The sequence below is a fragment of the Flavobacterium sp. genome (assembly GCF_043760115.1).
Taxonomy (GTDB): domain Bacteria; phylum Bacteroidota; class Bacteroidia; order Flavobacteriales; family Flavobacteriaceae; genus Flavobacterium.
Window position 1 is genome coordinate 1 of sequence record NZ_JAYUPK010000050.1, and the last position, 3,696, is coordinate 3,696.

Here is a 3,696-nt window from a genome sequence, read left to right on the forward strand (position 1 = left end):
TTTTTGATAATTTCTAATAGATTTGTTATTCTTTCTAAAATTTTAAAAAGCGTTTTATAACTAATTCCTGTATTTTCGCTTAACTCTTCTATTAAATCTAAAGGCGTAAAAGTTGATTTTTGTTTTACTTTTTCGGATCCTTGAAATGTATCTTGTTTTCCATCCTCAGTTAAAGCATCAATTTTAAAACTTGAAGCTTCGATTACAAAATCTGGTATCGTTATTTTTGAGATTAAAGTTGCAGCATCATTTATTAATGCTTCTTCATTAAATACCATTGTGTATTCTGTTTTCTTAGCTAATGCTTCCCAATATTTTCTAAATGCCTTTTCTATTGATTGGTTTGAATTTCGTTTAAACTTAACTTCATCTATTGCAATGCCTTTGTGCGTATTTGTCATTCCTGCACCAGCATTAGTTGTACCATAAAGCGATTTTATTTCTTCTTGGTATTGTGTTACAAATGTTTCATAAGTTTCATTAGGAATAACTGTAAGTTGATTGACACGCTCATTATCATCAACATCTAGAGCATCATATACTCTTTGACCGTCTTGATTGACACAAATACGCAAACCACGTCCAATTTCTTGTCGTTTTTTAATTTCAGAGAATGAATTACTAAGAGTCGCAATATTGAAAACATTTGGATTGTCCCAACCAACTCCCAAAGCAGAATGAGAGAATACAAATTCAATTTTATTTGCTACACTATTTCCAAATTGCAATAATTCTTCTTTATCTTTTAGTATGGCGTCATAGATTTTGCGTTGTTCATTTATACCACCTTCATTGTCTGCAAATTCACCACTTGACTTTTGTGCAAAATAATAACCTTGGATGCTTTGAATTTGTTCGTTACTTGATTGTTTGCCATCGTTGTATTCAGGATAAATTGCCTTGTATTTTTCTATAAATAAATTTTTAATTATTGGTGTTTCTCCCATATAATTAGCTACTCTATCAATAAATATTAACGACAAACATTTTATGTTTTTAGAAACTAATTTTTGAGATTTTGTGAAATGTCTATGAATCAGCCATTCTAATTGTAACGCCCAAATATTCTCTAAACCTCCAGCTATTTGTTTTTCAATAATTTCTGCACCATTAGAAAACGTAACTGTCCATTTGCCAGTTCTTAAACTTTTATTTATATTTGAAATAACATATTTTAAGTAGCTTGGATTATTTGTTTTTTCACCTAAATTATCATTAAGATTTAGCCAAGCCGTAATTTTAAATTCTATTTTATTATTAGTTTTATTTAGATGCCACGCTTTTAATTTCACTTTTGGATCACCTTTTCCAAACTGTATATCCGATAATTCAATTTTAAGTGTTGCTTCATCATTTTTTTCAGTAACTGTTAAAACTTCAATTTTTTTAACTAAACCATCTTTGTAACTATCATAAGGTGTTAATCTGTATATTAAATTTTTGAAAACTTTATGCGTTGCAGAATATCGAATTTTTATTAATGGATTTAATTTTGCAATTTGTTTTATAGAATTATCAGTATCCATTCCCTCTTGAGGTTCATCCATAATAATAATTGGATTGGTATCTGCAATAGCTTCAATAAAAGGTTTATTATTAAACAAATCTTCTCTTTGTGCTTGATTCAAAATTTTATCTTCTGAATTGAAAGATGCCAAAGTCATTATCATAACTTGTGGGTGTTGGTCTTCGATAAATTGAGTCACTTTTGGCAACTTTTTACTATCGTACTCAAAAGCGTTTGGAGTGAAACCATAAATATTTTCCAATTGTTTATCAAATCCTTTGAATGTTCCAATTATATTTTGACGAATTGCAACCGAAGGGACTAAAATTATAAATTTTGAGAAACCATAGTGTTTAAATAATTCATAAATGGTTTTAACATAAACAAGTGTTTTGCCTGTTCCTGTTTCCATTTCAATACAAATATCATTATCTTTAGAAAGTTTAGCAATATCATTTGGAATGCCATTTTCAGTGATAACGTCAATTATATTACTTTCTTGATCTGAAAGTGATAAATTACAGTAATTTGAGCGAATACCCTCAAAACAAGCATTGTCAAATGTGTTTTTTTCTGTGCCTTCAAAAATTTTTACAATAGATTTAATTGCAGTTTCTTGATATGGTAAATTTTCAAGTTTTATAATCATATTTACTATTGTAACTTTTGCTTAAAGGCAAATTAATTTTTAAAATAAACTTTTGAATGGTTTATTATTGAATTTCATTAGTTTTTAAAGTTTTAAATTAATGAAAATTATAATTTAAAGTATAATCTACAAACCTACAAAAAAACATTTGAAAGAAAAATGCTTAAAACCGTAAACTAAAAAAAAAGATGAAATACAATGCAAACTGATTCAGGGTAAGATAGGTAGGTTTTTTTAGAGTAAAAGATTTTTTATTTTTAGAAAAATAAAAAACCTGATTTATTCGGTGCTTTTGGTGCAAACAAATCCTATTGGTTTATTGATTTGCTTTGAAAAATTCTAATGTTACCTGAAATATTTAATTTTAAAAATAAATAAATCTTTCTTGCAAAGTAAACCTACCTATCCTACCCTATTAAAATGATGTAAAACAAAGTAAACAAAAGTAGAAAACACAAAAAAAGTAGCATTGGGTTTTTGCTACTTTTTTTGAAGTCAATTAATGTGGTTTTTGAACTAAATATTAATGTTGAATTTAATCCATAGCTTTGCTTCGACTGTCTACATCTTCCCAAGAAATTTCTATTAAGGCATATACATAAATACCATTCTTTTTAAGTTTTGTAAATTTATGTTTGTTTAATGCTCTGCCTAATTTATTGATTGTGCTGTCGGTAACATTGATTTTAGCTTTTTCAGCCAACTTTGTTGCTATTTGAGAAGTGTTTAAAAACGATGTTGCACTTTCTTTATCGCAAGCTTCAAACCAAGTCAAAAGTAATTCTTCTTCTGGGCTTCCTAATTGATATTGCTCATTGTTTTCATTGATTGATTTAATTTCTTCTTGACCAAACCAATATTTAAAATTATTTTTGAATAAACAAAATGCTTGAGCAAATACTAAATTTATATCAACATCATACTGATATTGAATATCTTCCAATTCAAAACAAAGAAATCGACGGCTTCCAGTTGTATCATTTAAAAACTGTGCAGTATTTACACTCCCTGCAAATGATGCGCGCCTTGGCATTGTTTCGTTGTTGTGTCCATAAGCTTTTCGGATTCTGATTTGGGTTTTTGTGATAATTTCTTTTAAGCTGCCGATTTCGGAACGGTTTAAGTTTTCTAATTCGTCCAAGTTGATTAACATACATTCAGCCAGTTGAACTAAAGTATCTTTATTGTTTGGGTTTATGGTTCCGGAAAATAAATATTCTTTCAATTGTTTTGGAACTAGCTTCTCCACCCAGGTTGTTTTTCCTAATCCTTGTTTGCCACTGAAAACAATAACTGTGTGATTGATGACTTTTTCATCAAGTACACAACCCACCATAGCCACCAACCATTTTTTGAAACATTGCTGCCAAAGGTCTTGTTTTGTAGTGGTTATTGTGTTTGCTAATTCGGTAATGTAATCGGTCTTTTCATCGTAAGTAGGTAAATTGAAAAAGTAATCTTCAAATGGATTGAATAATTGACAGAAATCTGAATACAATAAATTTCTTAATGATGAAAGATTTGTTTTAATTCTTGCTTT

At 28.6% G+C, this 3,696-nt stretch carries 2 protein-coding genes; both read right to left on the reverse strand.

Annotation, left to right across the window (positions count from 1 at the left end):
• Positions 1 to 2,156, reverse strand: a 2,156-nt coding sequence (locus ACH2BC_RS04400) for a DEAD/DEAH box helicase family protein (RefSeq protein ID WP_395052773.1), incomplete at its 3' end; no start/stop codon positions are given.
• Positions 2,157 to 2,691: 535 nt separating this feature from the next.
• Positions 2,692 to 3,696, reverse strand: a 1,005-nt coding sequence (locus tag ACH2BC_RS04405; RefSeq protein WP_395052774.1) for a VapE domain-containing protein, incomplete at its 5' end; no start/stop codon positions are given.